This window comes from Hymenobacter agri (assembly GCF_054778495.1).
The window spans coordinates 1-4,918 of the sequence record NZ_BAAGZM010000307.1; the positions used below are offsets into that span (position 1 = coordinate 1).

Annotated in this window: 6 protein-coding genes; 4 read left to right on the plus strand and 2 right to left on the minus strand. The window is 61.9% G+C overall.

The window, feature by feature from the left end; all coding sequences use genetic code 11:
* The 4 genes from ACYVDE_RS14350 to ACYVDE_RS14365 form a co-directional block, all read left to right on the plus strand.
* A partial coding sequence (locus ACYVDE_RS14350; RefSeq protein WP_460502231.1) for a DbpA RNA binding domain-containing protein occupies positions 1–388 on the plus strand: 388 nt, incomplete at its 5' end.
* A gap of 122 nt (positions 389–510) precedes the next feature.
* Positions 511–837, plus strand: coding sequence for a low molecular weight protein tyrosine phosphatase family protein (locus ACYVDE_RS14355; protein ID WP_460502232.1), 327 nt, complete (start codon positions 511–513; stop codon positions 835–837).
* Between the two features lie 24 nt (positions 838–861).
* Positions 862–2,151, plus strand: a complete 1,290-nt coding sequence (locus ACYVDE_RS14360; RefSeq protein WP_460502233.1) for a hypothetical protein — start codon at positions 862–864, stop codon at positions 2,149–2,151.
* 40 nt (positions 2,152–2,191) lie between these two features.
* Positions 2,192–3,133: a zinc-dependent peptidase gene (locus tag ACYVDE_RS14365; protein ID WP_460502234.1), complete on the plus strand. Its 942-nt coding sequence runs from the start codon at positions 2,192–2,194 to the stop codon at positions 3,131–3,133.
* A gap of 61 nt (positions 3,134–3,194) precedes the next feature.
* On the opposite strand, the gene ACYVDE_RS14370 is transcribed toward ACYVDE_RS14365, so the two are convergent.
* Positions 3,195–4,259 carry a YeiH family protein gene (locus ACYVDE_RS14370; protein WP_460502235.1) on the minus strand — a complete coding sequence of 355 codons (1,065 nt, stop codon included), beginning with the start codon at positions 4,257–4,259 and terminating at the stop codon, positions 3,195–3,197.
* Positions 4,260–4,546: 287 nt separating this feature from the next.
* Positions 4,547–4,918: LysR substrate-binding domain-containing protein (locus ACYVDE_RS14375; RefSeq protein ID WP_460502236.1), on the minus strand; the 372-nt coding region annotated here is incomplete at its 5' end.

Sequence of the window (4,918 nt, forward strand, 5' to 3'; positions counted from 1 at the left end):
CACGGCCCGCGCCGGGGCTACCGGCACCGCCCACCTGCTCGTCACGCCCCACGAGCAGGAGAAAATCAAGAACTGGCCCGCCGCCAAATCGGTGGTGTGGAAGGGCCTGCGCCCCGCCGCCCTGCCCAATGCCCTGCCCAAAGCACCGCGCCCGAGTACCGTCACGCTGCACGTATCGGCTGGCAAGAGCGAGAAAATCAGCCGCGGCGACCTAGCCGGCGCCTTCGTGAGCGTAGGTGGGCTGGAGCGCGAAGCCGTGGGCCGCATCGAGGTATTCGACCACCACAGCTTCGTGGCCGTGCCCGAGGCCCAAGCCGAAGAGGTACTGGCCCGCATGCAGGGCGCCAAGGTGAAGGGTAAGAAGGTGAAAGTGGCCCTGATTCGGTAAATAAAGCTGTCTATTATCCTGAGCGCAGCGACGGACCTTACCACGCCAGAATAATTCGTTCCAGCGTCGTAAGGTCCGTCGCCGCGCTCAGGATGACAGACGAAAACCCAATGCGCCCCACCATGCGCCTCCTTTTCATCTGCTCCCAGAACAAGTGGCGCAGCCTCACGGCCGAGCGGCTGTTCGACGAGCACCTGCACTACGAGGCCCGCTCGGCCGGCACCGAGCCGGGGGCCCGCATGCGCGTGAATGCCGGCCACCTGGGCTGGGCCGAAACCATCTTCGTGATGGAGCGCCGCCACGCCGACCGCCTGCGCGAGAAATTCGCCGACGAGCTGCGCGGCAAAACGGTAGTCACGCTGCGTATTCCGGATAAATACCCGTTCGGCGATGAGCGCCTGATTGCCCTGCTGCGCGAGAAGCTGGCGGCGCATTTGCCGTTACTTTAGTGGCGAACTCCTTTCTACTTTCCCATGAAGTTACGGCTACTCCTGACGCTGCCCGCGCTGCTGGCGGCTGTTCTCACCCATGCCCAGGCGTATGAGCCCGGCCTGCTGGTGCGCGCCAACGGCGACACGCTGCGGGGCGAAATTGAAAACGGCTTTTGGGTAGAAGCGCCGGAATACATCCGGTTTCGGCCTGCTCCTACCAGCCCCAGCCAGTTGTTTCAGCCCCGGCAGCTGCGAGCGGTCAGCTTCACCAACGGCCGGTATTTTCGCTACGAGGCGCTGCCCGTGAACCACGCGGCGGAGACCAGGCTCGACCGGCTGCCGCACAGCAATTTTGTCGATATGCACACCGACTCGCTACTGGCCGAGGTGTTGCTCGAAGGGCCTGCCAACCTGCTGCTAACTGCTCGCGAAGGCATTACGCATTATTTCATCCGCCGTGCGGGCCAGCCCTACCTCGAACTGAGCGAACGCAAGTACCTGCGCACTACCGCGGCCGGCCGCACCGAGGTAGCCGATGCGAACAACTACCGGGGGCAGTTGGAAATATATTTTGGCGACTGCCCCACGGCGCGGAGCGCTGTGACGAAGGCGGCCTTTACCGTGCAAGGCATAGCGGCAGTAGTGCAGGCCTACAACACGGGATGCGCCCCCGCCGCCCCGTACCGCAGTTGGCTAGCGCAAACCAAACCTCGCCGCCACCTAGCGCTGCAAGGCGGCGTTGTGACGGGGCTGCGCTACAACTCATTTCGCAATGGCACCGCAGAGTTGCCCGAAACCTTGCCCTGTACCGACTGCCGCCCGCGCCCGTTTGTTGGGCTGTATACTGATGTATTGCAGCCGGGCCGCAACAAAGCCCTGTACGGCGAGCTAAGTGTAAGCCAGTTCAGCAATCAGGCGTGGGAATATTTCCAAAGCGGGCCAATAATCGAATCATCGGTGGTCAACTACCGGGCCTGGCTGGTGTCGGCTAGGTTAGGAATGCGGTTTTTATTTCCGCTGCCGCACGACCAGCAGTGGCTGCTAAGTCTGGCGTACGAACTAAATCAAACGGTACGGCCTACCATCACCGCGACTTCCGGCACTTCGGTTATCCCGCCCGCATCCAGTCAGTTAGGGTTCGGTATGCCCACGCTATTGCCCAGTTTGGGCCTGGGCTGGCGGGCCCAACGCTATACCCTGGGCCTCGATGCCCAGCTATACACTAACCGCGAGCCTTCAGGTCTCTATGACCGTTTTGTAGGAACCAACTTCGTAGCTCGCGCCAGCCTCGCCTACCGCCTGGGCCGCAACCCGGACGTACCGGTGCGCTAACGCGCCCAACCCCGCCCGCCCCGGCCCGTACTACCGGGCCATGCCCTACTTATTGTCCCTGGCTGTATTGGCGGCCGTTTTGTACGCTTTTTACCAGTACGCCACGGCCGACTCGCGCCGCACCCGGGCGGCTCTGGCCCAGCCGTTTCCGCCCGAGTGGCGTACCATTCTGGCCGAACGCGTGGCCTTCTACCTGGCTCTGACCGATGTGGAAAAAGTCCGCTTTGAGCAGCAGACGCAGGTGTTTCTGGCCCGCACTCACATTACCGGCGTGCAAACCGAGGTCGACGACACTACCCGCCTGCTGGTAGCCGCCTCGGCTCTGATTCCGACCTGGGGATTCCCCAACTGGCAGTACGCCCACTTGGGCGAGGTGCTCATCGTGCCCGATGCCTGGACGCTGCCCGACGCCCCCGACCAGGAAGTCAAGCCGCTGCAGGGCACGCTGCTGGGCTCGGTGCAGGGCTTTCAGAACCAGCACTACATGCGCCTCTCGAAGGCCTCGCTGGAACAGGGCTTTCAGGATGCCACCGACCGGCAGAACGTGGGCATTCATGAGTTTGCGCACCTGCTCGATGAGGCCGACGGCGTGATTGACGGCCTGCCCAAAGCAGCGATGCCGCCCGCCCTGCTCCAACCCTGGACCGACCTGATGCACCGCGAAATTGCAGCCATTCGCGAGGGCAAGTCCGAAATTAATCCTTACGCCGCCACCAACGAGGCCGAGTTTTTCGCCGTCGTCACGGAATACTTTTTCGAGAAGCCCGAGAAGCTGCAGGAGCACCACCCCGAGCTCTACGACCTGCTCACCCAAGCCTTCCACCAGAACCCCAAAAAGCGTTTCCTGAACCTGGCCACCGACCCGCGCCAGTGGCTGAAAACCCTGCGTAGCCGTCGCAAGTTTGGCCGCAACTCGCCCTGCCCCTGCGGCAGCGGGCGCAAGTACAAAGAGTGCCACCTGCTGCAGGCCCAGGCAGCGTAGCGGCTATGCTTTGTAGCGCTAAGCCGTCTTTGAAAGCTGCTGCCAGGCGCAGCGCCCAGCACTACACAGTGTGCAGAATCACGTAGAGCGAGCCCACCGCCACCACCACCCACAGCACCACGCCCAGCACATAGGGCCGCACACCCACCGAGCGCACGACTTTGGCTGAAAGGCCCGCGCCAATAAAAAACAGGGTGACCGTGAGACCGATTTTGGCCAGATTCACCATGACCGGGCCTAGCGGCTCGGCGGCGGGCACGAAGGTGTTGACCAACATGGCTGCAACAAAACCAAAAATGAAGTAGGGAACGGTGATTTTTACCCCCTTCTGCCGGAACAGCGCGGCCGTGCCGATGGCTACGGGAATAATCCAGAGGGCGCGGGCCAGCTTTACGGTGGTGGCCACTTCCAGGGCTTGGTTGCCATAGGCCGCCGCCGCGCCTACCACCGAGCTAGTGTCGTGGATAGCAATGGCGCACCAAAGGCCAAACTGGTTCTGCGTCATGGCCAGTGCGTGGCCAATGGGCGGGAAGGCAAATAGGGCTAGCGCGTTGAGCACGAATACCGTGCCCAGGGCCACCGACATCTCCTCATCCTTGGCCCGCAGTACCGGCCCAATGGCCGCAATAGCCGAGCCCCCACAAATAGCGGTGCCGCACGAAATCAGGTGTACTACGTGCCGGCCCAGCCCCAGCCACCGGCCCACCACCAAACCCAGCAGCAGCGTGCCAAAAATGGACACCAACGTGAAAATGATGCCCTGCTTACCGGCCTGCACCGCCGCGTGGGCGTTCATGCCGAAGCCCAGCCCGATAACCGAAAACTGCAGCAGCTTGGCCGTGGCCTTTTTGGTCTGGGCGACGAAAGGGTTGCCGATGGTTTGAGCCAGCAACAGGCCCAGTGCCAGGGCTACGGGCGGGGAGGCCCAGGGCGTGAGGCAAAAAATAAAAAATAGCCCGAACACTACCTGCTTCAAGGTAAAATCTTGTCCGAACAATACACGAGGCGTGTGCAGGTGCCGGAAAAAGCCAGTGGTTTCGGTAGCTTCAGGAGCGTCCGTCCCGAGCGGCGGAGCGAGCGCCGAATCGGGGGCTTGGGATGTGGCCGATTGGGTGGGAAGTGCCATGGACAGGAGCATTTGTTTCTGAAGCAAATTTACGGCACTCCCTATTACATGGATTATCTGTAATTATTATGCTTCATAACCCATAGTTATTCCAATACAAACAACAATCTAGTTAATAATCCCTTGGCTGGAGGCAGCATCTCGTACTGGGTGTAGTCGGAGCATTATGCTCTTGCTGAGTTATCCGTAAGGTCTAGTGCAGCGCCGCCGGCTACAAACGCTGTGAAAGCCGCTGCTGCCGGGATACCAGCGGCCGCTACCACATGGTTGCTTGGCATCGCCGTGCGCTATTTTGCGGCCTTTAGCTGGTTCTGTGCGAAGTTTAGAAACCGCTGGGCCGCCCGGGCCAGCGGCTGGCCCTGCACCGATACCGCTTCGAACTGCCGGGCCAGGCGCAGCTCCTGAATAGGCACGATTTCGAGTAGTCCGGCTGCCAGCTCGTGGTCGAGGGCCCGGCGCGATACGAAGCCCAGCGCCGTGGGCGCAGCGGCGAGATAGCGCTTGATGGCCTCGGTATTGTCAAGGTAAATGGCCACTGACAGGGTGTTGAGCTTGATTTGCTGGGCACGCAGGGCAAATTCCAGAATTTCGAGGGTTCCCGAGCCGCGCTCGCGCAGCACCAGCGGGTGGGCCAGTGCCGCGGCCAGCGGCAGCGGGGC

Coding starts and splice junctions, on each gene's coding strand:
- ACYVDE_RS14365 (WP_460502234.1), top strand. CDS start 2,192: ATGCCCTACTTATTGTCCCTGGCTGTATTGGCGGCCGTTTTGTACGCT.
- ACYVDE_RS14370 (WP_460502235.1), bottom strand. CDS start 4,259: ATGGCACTTCCCACCCAATCGGCCACATCCCAAGCCCCCGATTCGGCG.
- ACYVDE_RS14360 (WP_460502233.1), top strand. CDS start 862: ATGAAGTTACGGCTACTCCTGACGCTGCCCGCGCTGCTGGCGGCTGTT.
- ACYVDE_RS14355 (WP_460502232.1), top strand. CDS start 511: ATGCGCCTCCTTTTCATCTGCTCCCAGAACAAGTGGCGCAGCCTCACG.